This window comes from Cryobacterium fucosi (assembly GCF_004403515.1).
GTDB classification, from domain to species: Bacteria; Actinomycetota; Actinomycetes; order Actinomycetales; family Microbacteriaceae; genus Cryobacterium; species Cryobacterium fucosi.
Genome location: NZ_SOHH01000073.1, coordinates 15,320 through 32,811 on the forward strand (window position 1 = coordinate 15,320; position 17,492 = coordinate 32,811).

Consider the following 17,492-nt stretch of genomic DNA (forward strand, 5'->3'; position numbering starts at 1 on the left):
GCACCTGATGGGCAGCATCCTCGTGACCGGGGCCTCCGGAACGGTGGGGCGGGCGGTGGCGGGCGCCCTTGTGGCGGCCGGCGAAAGCGTCGTTTCCGCGGTGCGTGACCCTGGGCCCGGTGGTCGCGCCCCGGGGGCCGCCATCGTGCCGGGCAGCGAGCCGCGCGAGTTCGACTTCGGCGTTCCGTCCGGGTGGGCGAGCGCCTTCACCGGGGTCGACCGGCTGTTCCTGCTGCGTCCTCCGGCGATCGCGAATGTCGAGGACACTCTGCTCCCGGTGATCGACGTGGCGCTGGAGCACGGCATCCGTCAAATCGTGTTCCTCTCCCTGCAGGGCGTGCAGTTCAACACCGCCACGCCGCACCACGCCGTGGAGGAGCATCTGAGGAAGCGGAAGGCGCCCTATACGTTCCTGCGCCCGAACTTCTTCATGCAGAATCTGTCGACCGTGTACCGGGACGACATTCGCGAGCGCAGCGAGATCTACCTGCCGGCGGCGGGCGCGCACACGGCGTTCATCGATGCCAGGGACATCGGCCGGGTCGCCGCTCGCGTGTTCACCGAGCCGGGGCATCCGGGCAAGGCCTACACGCTCTCGGGGGAGCGGTCGCTGACCTACGACCAGATCGCGAGCGTGCTCTCAGAGGTGCTCGGTCGCCGCATCACCTACGCGCGACCGACCGCCTCGGAGTACAGTGCGCGGCTCGCGGCCCGCGGCGCGACCGCGGACTTCATCGCGGTGCAGGAGATGATCTACCGGATCGTGCGACTCCAGGTGTCCGCGATCCCGAACCGTGCCATCCGGAGGCTGACCGGCTCGCCGGCGACCTCGTTCCGGCAATTCGCGATCGACCACCGGGCGCTCTGGGAATAGTCGTGCCGCGGCAGGGGGGCGGATGCCCAGGGTCAGCCGGTCGCGCCGGTCGGCCGCACAACCTCGTTGCGCTGGGTGAGTTGCACGATCTTCTTCGTGCCGTTCGCGAGGGTGACCTCCACCTCGAAGGCATGGTCGAGGGCGTTGCTGCGGTTGAAGCGGGTCACGGTGCCGCCGCCGACGTCGGCCAGGGCGACCTGTTCGGCGCTCGTGCGTTCGACGCTGGCGTGTTCGGCCTTGTCGAGCGCGCGCGGAGGGAGGTCGGCCGCGGCGTCGCCGATCCAGCCGGGAGCGCTCACCCAGACCACAGCGAAGGACGCGTCGAGCTCGACGGTCACCTCGACCCCGTTCGCGAGCCGGGTCTCCACGGCATAGGGCGGGCCGGGGGCGGTGCGACGGTGGGCATCCGTCACGGTGCCGGGGCCGAGCTCGGCCAGGGCGGCATCGCTCGCGTGCGCCAGCACCGTGCCGGTGAGCCGCGTGTCGTCGGTGCCGCCCACGGTGGCGATCCCGGCGGTCGCGAGCATCGCGGACGCGCCCACAACGGCAGCGACGATCCACGTCCGTTTCTGCACCCTGGTTGCCGTGATGAGACTCATGCCCCCAGTGTGGGGGACATGCCCCGCATTCGGCTGGCAGCCGCGCCGAGAATTGCTCGCTTCCCAGTTTCAGGCCCCGGGCGGTCAGGCGCGGAGCGTGGTTCCGGGTGCAGCCTCCCCGGCTAGGGCGCCGTCACCGGCTCCCTCGGCGTCCCGCGCTGCGTCCACCGCGGCGAAGTGCTCCAGGACCGCTCGCACCCGGGGCGACGGCTCGCCGACCGGGTCCCGCACGGTCGGCAGCACCAACTCGGGCAGCTCGTCCGCCGACGGGAAGTTCGTGTAGACCTCGCGCAGGAACCGGTCGAGCCGGTTCCTCGGGCTGGGCGAGTCCGTCCAGGTGAGGGGAAGCCGGTCGGGTTCGGCCAGCGGGTCAAAGCCCAACAGCTCGATGCGGCGGGCGGATGCCGCGGCCCGGGCGGCCGAGTTGTGGCGCCGCCAGGTGGGGTTCGACATCACGGCCCCGGTCGCCAGCAGCACAAGCCCCAGGCCGACGACGCTGGCCGGGATCGCCGAGTGGATGCTGACCGCGCCATCCGTCATCGCCAGGATCAGTGCAGTCAGCACCCAGACCACCGGCGACATCACCATCATTGCGATGCCCGTCTTGCGCACCGCGGCGCTCCGCAGATGCCGCCAGGTCGGTGCCACGTGCAACCCGGAGTCGAACTTCTCGCGGTCGTCCGCAGTGATCACGGCATTCGCCTCGGCCTGCCAGGCGCTCGCAAGGGCATTGTCGCGGGCATCGATCGCCTGCACGAGAAGGTCAGCCCGCGGGAGCCAGCGGCTGAGGGTGCGTCCGTCGGGCCAGGACTGCCAGCTGGCGAAGTTGTTCTGGCGCTCCTCGCTGAGCTCCTCACGTCGCGCGAGCGAGGTGGCGGTTGCGGCGGCCATCGCCTTCTGCGCCTCGGCAACCCTGGTCTGCGGTCCGGCGAGGTGGCCGCTGGAATCGACGGCCAGAAAGGCCGCCACGAGAGCGTCGGCCGTTGCGAGCAGCGCGTCGTCCGGGTTCACGGCGGGTGCACCGTCGGCGCCGGCACCAGCGGCGCAGCCGACACTCGGTTCAGGGTTGTGCTCGATTGTCGTCTCCCCCCGTGGGATGCGCACATGGTGCGCATAACTCACTACTGAATATACCTCCGGCGCACCGCCGGGAAATCACTGGGAACACCCCGTTCGGGGGACTGCTGTCGGCTGGTCGCGAGTCGCTAGATTCGAGTGAGCAGCCGGGGAGAGATGACGATGGACAGTCCAACCATGCGGCAGCGCCTCCCGGCCCAATCGGTCATCGAGCAGCTGCTGCATGAACAGGGGCGTACGCCGCCGCTATCCTGGTTGGCCCGGCTCTTCGGCGGTTCCCCGCTCGGCGTCGACGGCCGTCCCCGGTATCTGGTCGCCAAGGGCGAAATCACCGTCGGCGCTCTCCTGGAGGCGCTCCCGCCGGAATGGACCGTCTTCCACGCCATTCCCGTCGCCGGCCGCAACTCCGACATCGACCATCTCGTCGTCGGCCCGGGTGGCATCTTCACCATCGACTCGACCTGCCACGGCGGCTCGACGCGTCACGGCGGCGCCGACGTCTGGGTCGGCAAGCGGGTCATGCTCGTCGCCGGCCAGAAGGTTCCACACCTGCGCAACTCAGAGTTCGAGGCCGAACGCGTCACAAACCTGGTCCGGGAGCGGATGCCGCTGCTCACGCCGGTGCAACCGGTGATCGCTCTGGTCGACCCGCGGCGCCTGACCATCGTCGACAGGCCGGAGCAGGTCAAGGTGATCGACGCCCAGGATCTGCTCCGCTGGCTGGTGAAGCTCCACCCGGTGCTGAGCGCCGGGGAGGTGCAGGAAGTCTCCGATCTGGTCGACAGCCCGGCCACCTGGTGCCCGATCGAGCAGGCCGCCGCTGCCGACGACCTGATGGACCGGTTCACCGTGCTCGATGGGCAGGTGCGGTCGGCCGGCGTCCGTCGCGTGCTCTGGGCGCTGGTCGGCGCGGCGACCGCGATCGGCGGCACCATCAGCCTGCTGCACGCGCTCGAAGTCATCCGGCTCGCCGGCTGAGTCGGCACCGGCCCTGCCTGAACGTAACACCAGCGGCCCGACAAGCTCCGCCCCGGTGGTCGAGCTTGTCGAGACCCGGCCCACGTCGGTGGTCGAGCTTGTCGAGACCCCTCCGGGTCTCGACGGGCTCGACCACCGGCGACGGGCTCGACCACCGGCGACGGGCTCGACCACCGGCGACGGGCTCGACCACCGGCGACGGGCTCGACCACGGGTCTCGACGGGCTCGACCACGGGTCTCGACGGGCTCGACCACGGGTCTCGACGGGCTCGACCACCGGTCTCGACGGGCTCGACCACCGGCGACGGGCTCGACCACCGGTCTTGACGGGCTCGACCTCCGGGCTCGGCGAGTGGGGTCTGGGGACATGCGACGAACTATCGGCGCAGGACACTAGGTTGGGCAGGGTGACCAGCGACCTGACGGATGATGCGGCCGACTTCCTGACCGAACGCCACCTCGGCGTCATGTCGACCCTCGGGCTGCGGGGCGGCATCCACTCGGTGCCGGTCGGCTTCACCCTCGAAGGCGGTGTCGTGCGCATCATCACCTCCGACGGCACCCAGAAGGTGCGCAACGTGGAGCGCGGCGGCCAGGCCACGGTCGCCCAGGTCGACGGGCGCCGCTGGATCTCGTTCGCCGGCCCCGCGCGCATCAACCGCGACCCGGATGCCGTCTCCCGCGCGGTGCAACTCTATGCCGCGCGCTACAAGCAACCGCGTGTCAATCCGACCCGGGTCGTGATCGAAATCGTCGTGGACACGGTGATGGGGTCGCCGCGGATGCGTCCGGCCGGCACGGCGGAGTCGAGCGTCTAGCGGATCAGGACTCCGCCGGAAGTCTCCGCTGAACCTCATCGGTCAGGGCGGCCAGGGCCCGGCAGATGCTCACACGAGCCTCTTCTCCGCCGCACACTGGCCGGGTCGCCACGCCCGGGATTGTGCCCGATCGGCCGGATTGCTCTGTAGCATTGGCCGCTGGGGGATACCGTGATGGCAGTGGGCAGCACCAGTATGCGGCAGCGTTTCGCCGCGCAGTTCATTATCGAGAAGCTCCTCCGTGAGCAGGAAACCAAGCCGCCGCGCAGCAGGCTGGACCGCTTCTTCGGCCGCACCCCGCTCGCCGCCGCCAGCCTGGGCTGGTTCGACGGCGCCGAGGGTGAGATCGCGGTCGGCGCGCAGCTGGCGACGCTGCCGCCGGAGTGGGCCGTGTTCCACGCGCTTCCGATCGGCGGCCACGGCTGGGACATCGACCACGTGGTCGTCGGTCCCGGCGGGGTCGTCACCATCAACACCAAGCAGCACCGACGCCAGCACGTGACGGTGGAGCGGCGCACGGTGCTCGTCGGCGAACGCTCGGTGCCCTACATCCGCCATGCCAGGTTCGAGGCCGAGCGCATCACGCTTCTGCTTCAGGGCCGCCGCCCGCTGACCGACCCTGTGCACCCGGCGGTCGTGTTCGTCAACCCGCGCACGCTGCGCTACCGGAGCCTGCCGGACGATGTGAAGGTCGTCGACGCCCGCCACCTGGTCGAGTGGCTGACCGGCCTTCCCGTGATCCTGGGGCCGGCCGCGCGCCTCGGAATCATCGAGGTGCTCGACAACCCGGAGATGTGGGGCGACCTGCCCGTGGCCAGCGGCGCCGGGCTGATGGAGCGCTTCACCGTGCTCGAGGCGGAGGTGCGCGCGGCCCGCCTGCAACGCCGGGTGCTCTGCCCGCTCGAGCTCGCCCTGGGCGGCATCGTGTTCTCCGGCGCGATCGGCCTGTCCACCGGGCTGCTCGGCGGTCTGCTCGGCGGTTGACAGCTCGCAGGCGCGCCCGCATCCCGCGGTACCGGATCCCGCATCCGGACGGCTCGCAGGAGAGCAGAATGCGCCGCATACACCGCGAATATTAACGGCTGGGGCAATTCTCCCAGCCGTCAGGCGTACCCTCGACATACGGTCCGTCACGAAGGCCGGGAGGGGAGCCAGTGGTGTACACCCGTGTTGAGTCAAGCACCGCGGTACAAAAGTTAGCGATCGGACTGCACGATTCCGTCCGGGATCGGCCGTGGGTCGTTGTTTCGTCACCGTTCGGCACCAGTGTGCCCGAAATCGGAATCGACCAGCTGTCCACCCAGATCGGTGACGTGGCCAGGGTCTTCCTGATCGAGACCGGCGAACTCACCCGTCAGCTCGGCGACCTGTTGCCGCCCCAGTTCCAGGTCTACGGCAGCGCCGGGCGCTCCTACCCGATCGGTGCCGACGCCTTCGCCGACCTCTCCCGTTCCCGCCTCCGCTTCACGCACGGCGACCCGCAGCACGCCACCGACCAACTGGTGACGGATGCCCTCGCCCACGCCCACCAGGCCGGCCTCTTCGCGCTCGCCCCGGCATCCGTCATCACCGTCACCGGCACCGTCAAAGGCTTCCTGCTCGGCGGCTCCCGCGCCCTCGTCGAACTCGACGACGGCGGGATGGCCACCGTGTGGCAGGAACTCACCTACCCGCCGGTGCCGTTGGACTGGACCCTCGTGCCCGGCCAGCGCGTGCAGGGTGCGCTCGACGCGCCCACCCACCGGCTCAACGTGGAGGTCAAGCCTCCGACCAACGCGGCGATCGCCACGCGCTTCCCGAACGGCAGCATCACCCTCGCCCTCGTGCAGAAGGTCAGCACGCAACGCGCCGTGCTCGCCCTGCACCCGCACCTCTCCATCACGATCACCCGCGCCGACATCTCCCCGAACCCGCTGGACAAGGTCGACGCCCTCCTCTCCGAGGGCGACGTGGTGGCCGCGCGGGTCATCCACCTGCCCAGCGGGGCCCTGCACCTGTGCCTGAGCGACGTCGACGACGACGAGCCCGTGCTTCCGCCGCTCTCCGCCGTGCGCAACGGACCTCCGTGGCTGCGCGAAAACCGTCCGCTGCTGCCGGTCGTGGAGGAAGACGAGCAAGCCGGCGAGACCGTGTACGCGCCCCCCTCGGCGCAGAGTCCGGTCGAGAACGCCCGGGCGCACGCTGCCTCGGAGCTGACCGAGACCAGCCAGGCCGAACTGGTGGCCCTCGCCGCGATGGCCCACCTCGACGAGTCGTTCCGTGCGCCGCGCCCGTCTCCCGGACCGGGCCGCAGCCACGCGGTGCGTCACCCGACCGCGCCGGCGATCCCGTTCCGGGTGGCGCCGACGCCGGCCCCGGCCGCCCAGCCGCACTCCGCGTTGCAGTCCACCCAGCTCTCCCTCGCCGAGGCGAAGGCCCGCATCACCCGGCTCGAAGCCCAGCTGGTCGAGGCCGGCGCCACCGACTCCGACCTGGCCAAGCTGCGGGAGCAGGCGCGTTCGGCGCAGCTCCAGCTGCGCGACGCCCTCGTCGAGCTCGGCACGCTCCGCCACACCGTCGCCGAACTGCGCGACGAGCAGCGCACCCAGAAACGGATGCTGCGCGAGTCCCGTCGCACCGTCGCCGCACCCGCGGCCTCCAGCGAATACGAGACCCGCCGCGCCCTCTGGGAGGACGCCTCCGGTTGGGTGCGCCACGAGATCCTGCTCGCCTGGGTCGACCGGGTGCCGGAATCCGACCGGGACGAATGGCCGCTGCCGCACAGCTACGTTCTCAGCGACCGCTTCGCGGATTCCCTGTCCGGGCTCGACGACGGCCAGCTGGCCAAGGCGTTCAAGGCATCCGTCGACGTGCTGACCGGACGGGTGAAGACCCTCACCGGGCGGCACCTGCACGCGCTGCGCCAGGGCGCCGGCGCGGCCGACCCGCACCTGCTGCGCTGGGACGGCGCCCGGTGCATGCGCGTCTCGATCGAACAGAACACCCCGGCCGCCCGCCGGATGCACTTCTGGCAGAAGCCGGATGGCGGGATCGAACTGATCCGCATCGTCACGCACGACGACATGGAGGCTTAGGCCCTATCGTCGTCAGCATGCCCCATTCGCTTCGCCCCCTGCTCCCGCACGATTCCGCCCAGGTTCTGCTGCTCAACAACGCGGCCGTCCCGGCGGTGAACGCCCTCGACGAGGCAAGCCTGGCCGCCCTGCTCGCCGAGTGCGCCCTCGCCGTGGCGGTCACCACCGTCGCCGAGCCGGAGCACGTGCTCGGTTTCGCCATCGTCTTCGCCGCGGATGCCGACTACGCCAGTGAGAACTACCGCTGGTTCGCGGAGCGGTCGCGCGAGTTCCTCTACGTGGACCGCATCGTGGTGGCGGAGGAGGCCCGCGGCCGGGGGCTCGGCGAGGTGCTCTACGGATCGATCTTCGCCTCGGCGGAGGCGGCAACGGCCGTCGTCGTCTTCTGCGAGGTCAACCTCGAACCGCCGAACCCGGGTTCGCTCGCGTTCCATTCCCGCCTCGGGTTCGCCCAGATCGGCCGGCAGTCCACCAAGAACGACACCGTCGTGGTGGCGCTCCTGGCCGCCTCGGTCGGGGAGTTCGCCGACCGCTGACCGCGCGCCCCGGTGGTCGAGCGCCCCGGTGGTCGAGCGCCCCCGGTGGTCGAGCGCCCCGGTGGTCGAGCGCCCCGGTGGTCGAGCTCGTCGAGACCCGGCGATTTCGACAGGCTCAATCACCGCCTCGGTGGTCGAGCTTGTCGAGACCCGGCGATTTCGACGGGCTCAATCACCGCCCGGGTGGTCGAGCGCCCCCGGTGGTCGAGCTTGTCGAGACCCGGCGATTTCGACAGGCTTAATCACCGGATTCATTCGAGCGAGGCCAGCGCCTTCTCATATTTCGCGGCAAGGCGCTCCCGTACGCTGACGTCCAGTTGCGCCACCCGCCACGGCTCGAGATTGTCGGCGATGTCGGCGCGCTTCACGGCGAGGGCGATCGGGTTGGCGCGGATGCCGGCGTAGTAGTCGGCGTCGCTGACGGCATCCGTTCTGGTCAGCAGTTCGACCGCGGCGACCACGCCGCCGGGGATGCCGGCGGCCAGCAGATCGGTGGGGGAGACGTCCGTGTCTTCCAACACGTCGTGCAGCCAGGCGGTCGCCTGCCCCAACGGGTCGACGAGACGCTCGGCGACCCCACGGGGGTGGTCGATGTAGGCGGCACCGAGCTTGTCGACCTGGCCGCGGTGTGCGGCTGTGGCGATGGCCTGGACCGTGGCGACGAACGGTGCGGACGCTGTGACCGGCATGATGATCCCCCTGGGGCGTTGCGAACGAGCGTGGGTGAGCGGCAGCCCAGGGAAACGGCCCCGGACTGACACCTGCACCGCACACGGTAGCGCGCACCCGTGAACGAGGGAAGTCGCCTCGAGGAAAACGGGAAAGCAACCCCTTCCATGCACCCCAGACTGGGGGTATTTTGCTGACGCCCGTCGGGGTCGAACGTACCCCGGTCTGCTAGGTTCGAACCAGGTGATCATCCGATCACCGGCGAGACGGTTCGTACGTCTTTCGCAAGGGCACACCCGTTGAGAAACGGGGTCGCAAAGGCACGGGACCTTCGGGTCAGCCGGCCTACCGAATGAATAGGGCCGAAGCAGATGAGCTTTCCACTCCTGGAGACCGACGTCAGCGTCGAGTCCGTTGGTGTGACGCAGCCAGACGCCGCTCTTGCTGTGCCCGCAGCCGGCAGCCTCGATGCCCCGGCGGCCCTCACCCCACACACTCCATCAGTCCGTCGTCGACTAGGGTAAGCAGACGACGGACTGAGGGAAGTCAGGTCGGCCTTCGGGTGGCCGCACTGACGCGGAATTGCGATCGGGGACCGATTCGGGTTCGGTCCCCGATCGCATTCACCGCATGGCAGTGGAGGTGCCAGGAAAATTTCTTCGCCATGCACGCTCGCAGATGCCGCTTGACACGATCTCAGCACTAGAAAGACCGGTGGCACCACATGGCCAGGAGACCAATCGGCCGACTGCGAAAACTACCGCGTAGCCTCGGCGTGCAGCTGGCCGCGGCCATGCTCGTAGTGTCGGTGCCGCTTGTCATCATCTCGACGGTCGTTCTCACCACGGAGTCTGCGGCGAGCCTGACCGCGGCGGCGGAGGACAAGAGCGTCACCGTCGCCAAGGCGGTCGGCCTGCGGCTGGAAGACTGGATCAGGGAACGTCAGGGCGACATGTCGGTCGTCGCAGCGTCGGCCGGTGACCTGGACAGCTCAGTGCTCGCGACCCGCCTGGCCAAGATCGACGAGGCATCCGGCAGCTACACCCTGATCCAGATCACTGACGTCGACGGTAAGGTGCTCTCCTCCAGCCGCCCAGGCGTCGCCCTCGACCCGACCGGGCAGGACTGGTTCCGTTCGGCCGTCGCCGGCGAGACCGTCTTCACCCCCTTGACCCTTCAGGGCGACCAGTTGCACTGGGTGCTCGCCCAGCCGCTGCTGGCCGACGACGGCTCGGTACGCGCCGTACTGATCGCCAACCTCGACCCGACCGCCCTGAGCAAGCTGCTCAACCGCGCCCTGGGCAAGGGCGTCGAGGTCGTCGCGGTCGACTCACTCCACCGATTGATCTACAGCGCGGAAACCATGGGCGACGCGACGGAGCAGTCCGCGCTGCTGGCCGGCGGAATGCTCACGACCATCGTCGACAGCGAACCGGTCGCACAGGCGGCCCGCACCGGCAAGCCCGGCAGCGCCCGTTTCATTGACGATGACGGTGACGACGTCATCGGCGGCTACGACTTCGTCGAAGGCCTGAACTGGGTGCTCATAGTGAAGGAAGACGCGAGCGCGGTGCTTGCCCCCGTGGAGACCCAGGTGCAGAGGTCGATTCTCCTGGCGGCCATCGGCGTGCTCTTCGCCGTGCTCGCATCCAGCCTGATGGCCTGGAGTGCGGCCCGGCCCGTACGCAAGCTCACTGCGGTCGCCCGTCGGGTCACCCGTGGCGACCTGCTGGCGCGCGCCGTGCCCACCGGACCGACCGAGATGGTGGTGCTCGCCGACTCGCTCAACGCCATGCTCAACACCAGCCAGGAACTCATCGCCCGGCTGGAAGGCGCCGGGGTCGAGGTGAATTCCGCGGCCACCGAACTGTCGGCATCCTCCGACGAGCTCGCCGCGATCACCACCCAGCAGAGCGCGGCCGTCACCCAGGCCACCGCAACCACCGAGGAATTGGCGCGGTCATCGGTGGCGATCGCCGACACCGTCGACGATGTCGCCCGCCAGACCGCTGAAACCCGGCGCAATCTCGAACAGGCCGAGGCCGACATCCTCGTCTCGAGCGAGCGCACCCTGGCCCTGGCCAGCCGGGTGAACGACATCGAGTCCCTCCTGGTGCTGATCAACGACATCGCCGACCAGACCAACCTGCTCGCCCTCAACGCCGCGATCGAAGCGGCCAGGGCCGGCGAGCACGGCCGCGGTTTCGCGGTCGTCGCCGACGAGGTGCGGCGCCTGGCCGAACGGTCCAAGTCTAGCGCCGGTGACATTGCCGAGATCGTCAGCGCGGTGCAGCGCGAAACCAACGCGACCGTGATGGCGATGGAAAAGGGCGCCAAGCAGATGCAGCAGGGTCTGCTCCAGCTCGAAGCGGTGACGGATGCCAACGGTCAGGTCAGCCTGACCACCCAGCAGCAGCGAAGTGCCACCGCGCAGGTCGTGGAGACCATGGAACAACTTGCCGACGCCAGCCGGCAGATCTCGATCACGGCCCGCCAGATCGCGGCCTCGGCCGGTGACCTTGCGGACCTGGCCCACAACCTCGAAGCCACCGCCGGTGCAGGCAACGGAGAGCGATGACGCAAGCGCACGCGGTTCTGGTTCCCGTGGGGGAGGACCTGTTCGCCGTGTCGATCGACCGGGTGAGCCAGGTGGTCGCCGCACCATCGCTCACCCGACTGGTCACCGCGCCTTCGCACGTGCTCGGCCTGTTCAACCTGCGCGGGCAGATCGTCCCGCTGCTCGACACGGCCGCGCTTCTCGGCCTGCCCGCTGGGCAACCTCCGATGTTCGCGGTCGTGCTGCAGTCCAGGCAGGGCCTGGTCGCCCTCGCCGCGACCGCGTTTCCCTGTCGGGCCAGCCTCGGTGACCCGGTCGGTCCGTCCGACCTGCCCGGCACTGCGGGCACCTACCGGGTGAAGGAGAGCATCGTCGTGCGGCTCGACCCCGACCTTCTCCTGGCCAGGGACCGTCCGCTGCGTGCCGGCGAGAATTCCGTGTCGGTTCTGCCGCCTGTCGGAGCGATCGAGCCTGTGGGCGCCATCACCCGGTCCGGGTCGGCCGGATGAGCATCCTGGGCATCGACCAGATCCGTGCGCTGTTCGCCCAGGAGGCCGAGGTGCGCCTCACCGAGCTGGACCGGTTGCTGCTCCAGCTCGAGCAGCAGGGCGGTGACGAAACCCTGGTCCGGGCCATCTTCCGCGAATTGCACACGCTCAAGGGATCCGCGGCCGTCGCCGGCCTGGACGACGTGAGCCAGCTGGCGCACGAGCTCGAGGAACTCGTCGGCGGGATCCGCTCCGGCGACTTGGCGGTCACGCCCGCGATCATCGACACGCTCCTGGTCGGCGCCGACCAGCTGGGCAGCGCCATCGCCGGTGAACCGGCTGGCGTGCCCGGCACCGACGCCGGCGACGAGCCCGGCGACGAGCCGGTCGTCGCGGTCCTGGTCATCGACGAGAGTGCGACGCCAGTGACCGCTGTCGCTCCGTCCCCACGGGTTCCGATGGGCGTGGAAACTGCCACCGCCCCCGCCCCCGAGCCCGGCGGCGTGGTGATGGTGCCGATGGACCGGCTCGACGAACTCGTGCGCCTGATTGGGGAATCGGCATCCGCCCACCTTCGGATGGGCAGCATGCTGATGGAGAAATTCGGCGTCGATCCGACCTTGAACCCGGAATTCAACGAACTGTCGCGCACGCTCAACGAACTGCAGGAACGGGCCATGCGCACCCGGATGGTGCCGCTGTCCACCATCACCGACAAACTCCAGCGTGCCGTGCGCGACCTGGCCCGGGCACAGGGCAAGACCATCCGCTGGGAGGTGCGCGGGGCGGACACCGAGCTGGACCGTGGCGTGCTCGTTGCGCTCTCCGACTCCCTGCTGCACCTGGTGCGGAACGCCGTCGACCACGGGATCGAACCAGACGTGGTGCGCGCCGCGGCAGGCAAACCGGTGGGCGGCACCATCCGGCTGCACGCCATGCAACTCGGCTCCGAAGTGATCGTGGCGATCACCGACGACGGTAGCGGGATCGACACCTCGCGGGTCCGGGCGCAGGCCGAAGGCCAGGGCGTCGACACGTCACGGCTGAGCGACGAAGACATCCAGCAACTGATCTTCCGGGCCGGGCTGTCGACGACGGCGTTCGTCACGGACGTGTCGGGGCGCGGCGTCGGCCTCGACGTCGTTCGCACCACTGTGGAGGCCGCCCACGGCCGGGTCGAGGTGCGCTCGGCGACTGGCCGGGGCACCGAGTTCCGCGTCATCGTGCCGATCACCCTGGCCGTGCTCCGGTGCCTGCTGGTGGAATCCGGCGGCCAGTGCTTCGCCCTGCCATTCCACCGGGTCGTGCTCTCCCAGCGTTTCGACGAAACAGGGCAGACCAGCGCCGAAGGACGACCGGTGATCTGGGTGGAGGACCAGCCCGTTCCGGTGTCGGCGCTCGCGGGCACCCTCGGCATCTGCGGCGGCTCCCCGGACGGCCCGATCGTGGTGCTCGCCGACACCGCCCGGCGGCACGGCTTCCAGGTCGACCGGCTGGTCGGCCAGCGGGACGTGGTGATCAAGGGGCTCAGCACCCTGCTGCCGCACCTGCCCGCGGTCGCCGGGGCCAGCGTCGAGCCCGACGGCTCGATCCTGCTCGTGCTCGACCCGCCCGGGCTGATCCAGCGGGCGCGGCAGGCGGCACGCGGCCAGGCTGCCCCCGGGCGTCCCCCCGCGGAACCGTCGAAGGCCCGGCACGCCGTCGCGTCCGCCGAACGGACTTCGGCCGGCGCATTGCAGCGCATCCTCGTCGTCGACGACGCGCTGACCATCCGGGAGCTGCAGCGCAGCATCCTGGAGCGTGCCGGTTTCGACGTGCGCGTCGCCGTCGACGGCCTGGACGCGCTGGCGAAGCTCGCCGAGGGGCCCAGTGAGCTGATCCTCACCGACATCGAGATGCCGTTGATGGACGGCTTCGCGCTGACCGAGGCGGTGCGCGCGGCCCCGGACCTGGCCAACATTCCGGTGTTGATCCTGAGCTCGCGCTCGAGCGAGGCCGACCGGCAACGAGGGCTGGAGGCCGGCGCCGACGGCTTCATTCTCAAGAGCGGCTTCGACGAGGGAAGCCTGCTCCTCGCCGTGAACCGGCTGATCGGGGCACGCCGATGACCGGGTCGGCAGCCGCGCCACGCTCCGGGAAATCGATCCGGGTGCTGATCATCGACGACCTGCCCACCGACCGCGCCCGCCTCGCCCGGACGCTGCAGAGCGACGGCGACATCGTCAGCCTCGGCCAGGTCGCAACCGGGCAGGCCGCCATCGGTCTCGTCGCCCGCGAACATCCCGACGTCATCCTCCTCGGTCTCTCCACGACCGACGGAAGCGGCCAGTCCCTGATCGAGCAGGTCATGGCGCACACGCCGACGCCGATCCTCGTGCTCTCCACCCAGATCGAGAACCGGCAATCGCCGGGCGCGGTCGACGCGCTCGTGGCCGGGGCCCTCGACGTGCTGCCGGGTCCCGTGCGGTGGACCCCCGACCTGGAGGCCGGGCTGCGGCGCACGGTGCGCCAGCTCAGCCGTGTGCAGACCATTCGCCACCCCCGGGGCGTGCTGGCCAGACCGCCCGGGGTCGTGCCGGCCCCGTCCGGCCGCACCCGCCAGACCGTGGTGGCCCTGGCCGCATCGACGGGCGGTCCGAAGGCGCTCGCCACGGTCCTGGCCGGGCTCGGCGGGCTGGCCGCTCCGGTGCTCGTGGTGCAGCACCTGCATCAGGACTTCACCGGCGGGCTCGTGGACTGGATGACCCGGGTCTCCGCGTTGCCGGTCGAGATAGCAGTGCACGACCAGGTCGCCCGCCCCGGGCGGGTCTACCTGGCCCCGGGCGGCCTGCACCTGCGACTGGGCGCCGGCCTTCGCCTCGAACTCGCGTCGACGCCGGTCACCATCCACCAGCCGTCCGCGAACGAACTCTTCCAGTCCGTCGCCCGGAACGCCGGGTCGGCCGGGGTCGGCGTGATCCTCACCGGGATGGGCGACGATGGCGCAGAGGGGCTGCTGGAGATGCACCGCGCCAACGGTCAGACCCTCGGCCAGGACGAGGAGTCCTGCGCGGTCTTCGGGATGCCGCGCGCGGCCTATCGCGTCGGCGCGGTCAGTGACCTGCTGTCGGTCGACCTGCTGGCGGCCGCGATCCTGCGCTGCGCGGCACGGGGGACGGCATGAACGGCCGCGGACTCGCGGGCACCGGGTCCGCCGGCACGGATGCCTCGACGCTCGTGACCGACGCCGTCGTCGACCGGGTGGCCGAGCTGCTGCGTTCGGCGGTCGGTTTGCGCGCCGAGCCGACCCTGCGCGCCCGGATGCGCCGGTGCATCCGTGACGAAATCGCCGACAACGGCACGGACGCCGAGTCGTACCTGCGCGCGCTGACGGCCGGTTCCGCGCTGCGGCAGAGCCTGCTCAACCGCATCACGGTGCAGGAGACCGCCTTCTTCCGCCACCCGGAGCACTTCGCCCTGTTGGAGCGGGAGATCCTGCCCGCCACGCGCCGACCCCTGTCGATCTGGAGCGCCGGCTGCGCCAACGGCCAGGAGGCGTACAGCCTGGCCATGCTGCTCGAGGAGCGGTGCATCACCGGCTCGATCATCGCCACCGACATCTCCACGTCGGCTCTCGCCCGCACGGATGCCGCCCGGTACTCGACCAAGGAGGTGAGCGGCCTGACCACGGCACGCGTGGACCGCCACCTGAGCGCTGTGGGTGACGGCTGGGAGGTCACGCAGGCGTTGCGCAACCGGGTGAGCACGATGCACCACAACCTGATCGACCCGGTGCCCTCCCGGGTGCGGTCCTGCCAGATCATCTTCTGTCGCAACGTGCTGATCTACTTCTCACCCGAACATGCCCGGATTTTCCTCGACCGGGTCGCTCAGACGATGCCGGCCGCGTGGTTGTTCCTCGGCTCGTCCGAGACGATCTGGGCGATCGGCGACCGCTACGAGACCGTGCGCTTCGGCGACACCTACGCGTATCGCTCGCTGCCCGGTTCGCCTGCGGCGGTGCCGCGCTCCCTGCCGGCACCGTCACCCGAGGCGCCGTTCCGCGCGCGCGCCCGGCCCACCCCGGTTGCCGCGACGCCAGCCGACCACGACGAGGCTGCCATGATCGCCGGCTTGGCTCGCAGCGGTCAGACCGCGCTGGATGCCGGTCACCACGCCGCCGCGGTCGTCCTCTTCCGCAAATGGGCGTACCTGGCGCCGCAGGACTGCCTGGCCCACCTCCACCTCGGGCTCGCTCTCGAGGCCGCCGCCGATCCTGCCGCCGCGCTCCGCGCGTTCAGCGCGGCCCGGCGGGCCCTGGACCTGGCCGACCCGGCCGAGGTCGAGCACGCGATCGACGGCTATTCGATCGCCGAACTCCACAAACTTCTCGACGCCAAACAGCAGGAGCCAACCCGATGACGACCATGGTGTGTTTTCGATCAGACGGGGCGTCCTACTGCCTCCCGGTCGAGGCGACGCGGGCGGTGCGCACGGCGGACGGGCTGGTCCCCGTGCCCGGATCCGGACCCGACATCGCCGGGGTGCTTCCCGGCGGTCCGCCCCTGACCGTGCTCTCCGCCCTCGGCGCCGGCGGCAGCCACGTGATCGTGGTCGAGTCGCGCGGGGCATCCTTCGGCCTGCTCGTCGACTCCGTCTCCGGGCTGCGCCGGTTCGCCGACGACGAGGTCCGGCCCGCCCCGACCGGGCAGGACGTGGCATTCATCTGCGGGCTGGTCGACTCGGGTGGCGACCTCATCCTCGTCGCCGACCCCGAGGCCCTGGCGGCCCGGCTGTGATCGGCCCGGCTGTGACCGCCGCGACCGTGACCGCCGCGCCGGGCGCCACCACCGTGCTGATCACGGACGACTCGCTCGTCATCCGCGCCGTCGTGCGCTCCCACCTCGAGGCGGCCGGCTACCACGTGGTCGAGGCCGTCGACGGCCGGGCCGCAATCGCCCACTGCCGCCAGACCCCGCCCGATGTGATCCTCCTCGACATCGAGATGCCCGGACTCGACGGCTACGAGGTGCTCGAGGTGCTCAAGGCCGACCCGCTGCTGATGGACCTGCCCGTCGTCTTCCTGACCACGCTGACCGACATGGACAACGTGCTTCGCGGGCTGCGCGGCGGCGCCCACGACTATCTCAAGAAGCCGTTCGAACCGGCCGAACTGGTGGCGCGCGTCGCCGCGGCCGCCCACGTCAAGAAGCTGCAGGACCAGCTCCGCCAGCGCAACGCCGAGCTCGACCTGCTCAGCCGCACGGATGCCCTCACCGGGCTGAGCAACCGGCGCCACCTCGAATTCGTACTCGCGCACTACCACGCCGATTCCGTGCGCCACCAGGACCCGCTCAGTGTGCTCCTGCTCGACATCGATCACTTCAAACGCGTCAACGACGGGTACGGGCACCCGGCCGGGGACGTGGTGCTCACCGAGTTCGCGAGCCGGCTCCGGGCCACGCTGCGCGAGGGGGATGTTGCCGGACGCTGGGGTGGGGAGGAGTTCCTGGTCGTGCTCCCGCGCACCGGCCTCGAGGGCGCGTTCGCGCTCGCCGAGCGCTTCCGGCTGGACGTCGCGGCGACCCCGATGCGCGCCGAGGGCGTGGAGATCGCGGTCACCGTGAGCGGCGGCTGTGCCCTGGGCCCGCTGGGCACCGTGGCCGAGTTGGTCGGCCGGGCCGACACTCTGCTCTATTCGGCGAAGGGAGCCGGCCGCAACCGGATCGCGGCCGAGGCGACCGTGCCATCCCGGACCATCTGAGCCGGGCCCGCAGTTGCCGGCTGCGGCACCGGATACCCGGGGGCCGCACGCGACGACGGATGCCGCCCCGCGCGGGCC

Annotated in this window: 16 protein-coding genes and 1 riboswitch; of the genes, 13 read left to right on the top strand and 3 right to left on the bottom strand. The window is 70.5% G+C overall.

Features of this window, described 5'->3' with window-relative positions; genetic code table 11:
- Nucleotides 1-7: 7 nt before the first annotated feature.
- Nucleotides 8-874, top strand: coding sequence for an NmrA family NAD(P)-binding protein (locus E3T48_RS10630; RefSeq protein WP_166789696.1), 867 nt, complete (start codon nucleotides 8-10; stop codon nucleotides 872-874).
- 32 nt (nucleotides 875-906) lie between these two features.
- On the opposite strand, the gene E3T48_RS10635 is transcribed toward E3T48_RS10630, so the two are convergent.
- Together E3T48_RS10635 and E3T48_RS10640 are read right to left on the bottom strand one after the other, a co-directional pair.
- Nucleotides 907-1,473, bottom strand: a complete 567-nt coding sequence (locus E3T48_RS10635) for a PepSY domain-containing protein (protein ID WP_134524035.1) — start codon at nucleotides 1,471-1,473, stop codon at nucleotides 907-909.
- 84 nt (nucleotides 1,474-1,557) lie between these two features.
- Complete coding sequence (locus E3T48_RS10640) at nucleotides 1,558-2,595, bottom strand: hypothetical protein (protein WP_134524036.1); 1,038 nt, start codon at nucleotides 2,593-2,595, stop codon at nucleotides 1,558-1,560.
- A gap of 117 nt (nucleotides 2,596-2,712) precedes the next feature.
- On the opposite strand from E3T48_RS10640, the gene E3T48_RS10645 reads away from it, so the two are divergent.
- From E3T48_RS10645 to E3T48_RS16750, 5 genes are all read left to right on the top strand, one after another.
- Entirely contained in the window at nucleotides 2,713-3,528 is an 816-nt protein-coding gene (locus tag E3T48_RS10645; RefSeq protein WP_166789697.1) for a nuclease-related domain-containing protein, read from the top strand.
- Between the two features lie 408 nt (nucleotides 3,529-3,936).
- Nucleotides 3,937-4,347 carry a TIGR03618 family F420-dependent PPOX class oxidoreductase gene (locus tag E3T48_RS10655; RefSeq protein ID WP_338145235.1) on the top strand — a complete coding sequence of 137 codons (411 nt, stop codon included), beginning with the start codon at nucleotides 3,937-3,939 and terminating at the stop codon, nucleotides 4,345-4,347.
- Between the two features lie 180 nt (nucleotides 4,348-4,527).
- The gene (locus E3T48_RS10660; RefSeq protein ID WP_166789698.1) at nucleotides 4,528-5,331 is read left to right on the top strand and encodes a nuclease-related domain-containing protein; all 804 of its coding nucleotides are present in this window, start codon (nucleotides 4,528-4,530) and stop codon (nucleotides 5,329-5,331) included.
- Between the two features lie 284 nt (nucleotides 5,332-5,615).
- Nucleotides 5,616-7,421, top strand: coding sequence for a hypothetical protein (locus tag E3T48_RS16745; RefSeq protein WP_166789699.1), 1,806 nt, complete (start codon nucleotides 5,616-5,618; stop codon nucleotides 7,419-7,421).
- A gap of 17 nt (nucleotides 7,422-7,438) precedes the next feature.
- Nucleotides 7,439-7,957, top strand: coding sequence for a GNAT family N-acetyltransferase (locus E3T48_RS16750; RefSeq protein WP_166789700.1), 519 nt, complete (start codon nucleotides 7,439-7,441; stop codon nucleotides 7,955-7,957).
- Between the two features lie 251 nt (nucleotides 7,958-8,208).
- Here E3T48_RS16750 and E3T48_RS10670 read toward each other — a convergent pair whose 3' ends face one another.
- The gene (locus E3T48_RS10670) at nucleotides 8,209-8,646 is read right to left on the bottom strand and encodes a phosphohydrolase (protein WP_134524041.1); all 438 of its coding nucleotides are present in this window, start codon (nucleotides 8,644-8,646) and stop codon (nucleotides 8,209-8,211) included.
- Between the two features lie 259 nt (nucleotides 8,647-8,905).
- Nucleotides 8,906-8,979, top strand: a riboswitch (cyclic di-GMP riboswitch).
- Nucleotides 8,980-9,350: 371 nt separating this feature from the next.
- Between E3T48_RS10670 and E3T48_RS10675 the strand changes: the two genes are divergently transcribed.
- Genes E3T48_RS10675 through E3T48_RS10705 form a run of 7 tightly spaced genes read left to right on the top strand, consistent with a single transcriptional unit; the run spans nucleotide 9,351 to nucleotide 17,414 of the window.
- Nucleotides 9,351-11,204, top strand: a complete 1,854-nt coding sequence (locus tag E3T48_RS10675; protein ID WP_134524042.1) for a methyl-accepting chemotaxis protein — start codon at nucleotides 9,351-9,353, stop codon at nucleotides 11,202-11,204.
- The gene (locus tag E3T48_RS10680) at nucleotides 11,201-11,692 is read left to right on the top strand and encodes a chemotaxis protein CheW (RefSeq protein ID WP_134524043.1); all 492 of its coding nucleotides are present in this window, start codon (nucleotides 11,201-11,203) and stop codon (nucleotides 11,690-11,692) included. The genes E3T48_RS10675 and E3T48_RS10680 overlap by 4 nt, the downstream gene beginning before the upstream one ends.
- Nucleotides 11,689-13,779 (top strand): hybrid sensor histidine kinase/response regulator, encoded by a 2,091-nt coding sequence (locus E3T48_RS10685; protein ID WP_134524044.1) that lies wholly within the window; start codon nucleotides 11,689-11,691, stop codon nucleotides 13,777-13,779. The genes E3T48_RS10680 and E3T48_RS10685 overlap by 4 nt, the downstream gene beginning before the upstream one ends.
- The gene (locus tag E3T48_RS10690) at nucleotides 13,776-14,834 is read left to right on the top strand and encodes a chemotaxis protein CheB (RefSeq protein ID WP_134524045.1); all 1,059 of its coding nucleotides are present in this window, start codon (nucleotides 13,776-13,778) and stop codon (nucleotides 14,832-14,834) included. Before E3T48_RS10685 ends, E3T48_RS10690 begins: the two co-directional genes overlap by 4 nt.
- Nucleotides 14,831-16,072 (top strand): CheR family methyltransferase, encoded by a 1,242-nt coding sequence (locus E3T48_RS10695; protein WP_134524046.1) that lies wholly within the window; start codon nucleotides 14,831-14,833, stop codon nucleotides 16,070-16,072. The genes E3T48_RS10690 and E3T48_RS10695 overlap by 4 nt, the downstream gene beginning before the upstream one ends.
- Nucleotides 16,069-16,449 (top strand): chemotaxis protein CheW, encoded by a 381-nt coding sequence (locus tag E3T48_RS16755; protein ID WP_166789701.1) that lies wholly within the window; start codon nucleotides 16,069-16,071, stop codon nucleotides 16,447-16,449. The genes E3T48_RS10695 and E3T48_RS16755 overlap by 4 nt, the downstream gene beginning before the upstream one ends.
- Nucleotides 16,446-17,414, top strand: a complete 969-nt coding sequence (locus E3T48_RS10705) for a diguanylate cyclase (protein WP_166789702.1) — start codon at nucleotides 16,446-16,448, stop codon at nucleotides 17,412-17,414. The genes E3T48_RS16755 and E3T48_RS10705 overlap by 4 nt, the downstream gene beginning before the upstream one ends.
- The last annotated feature ends 78 nt before the right edge of the window (nucleotides 17,415-17,492 follow it).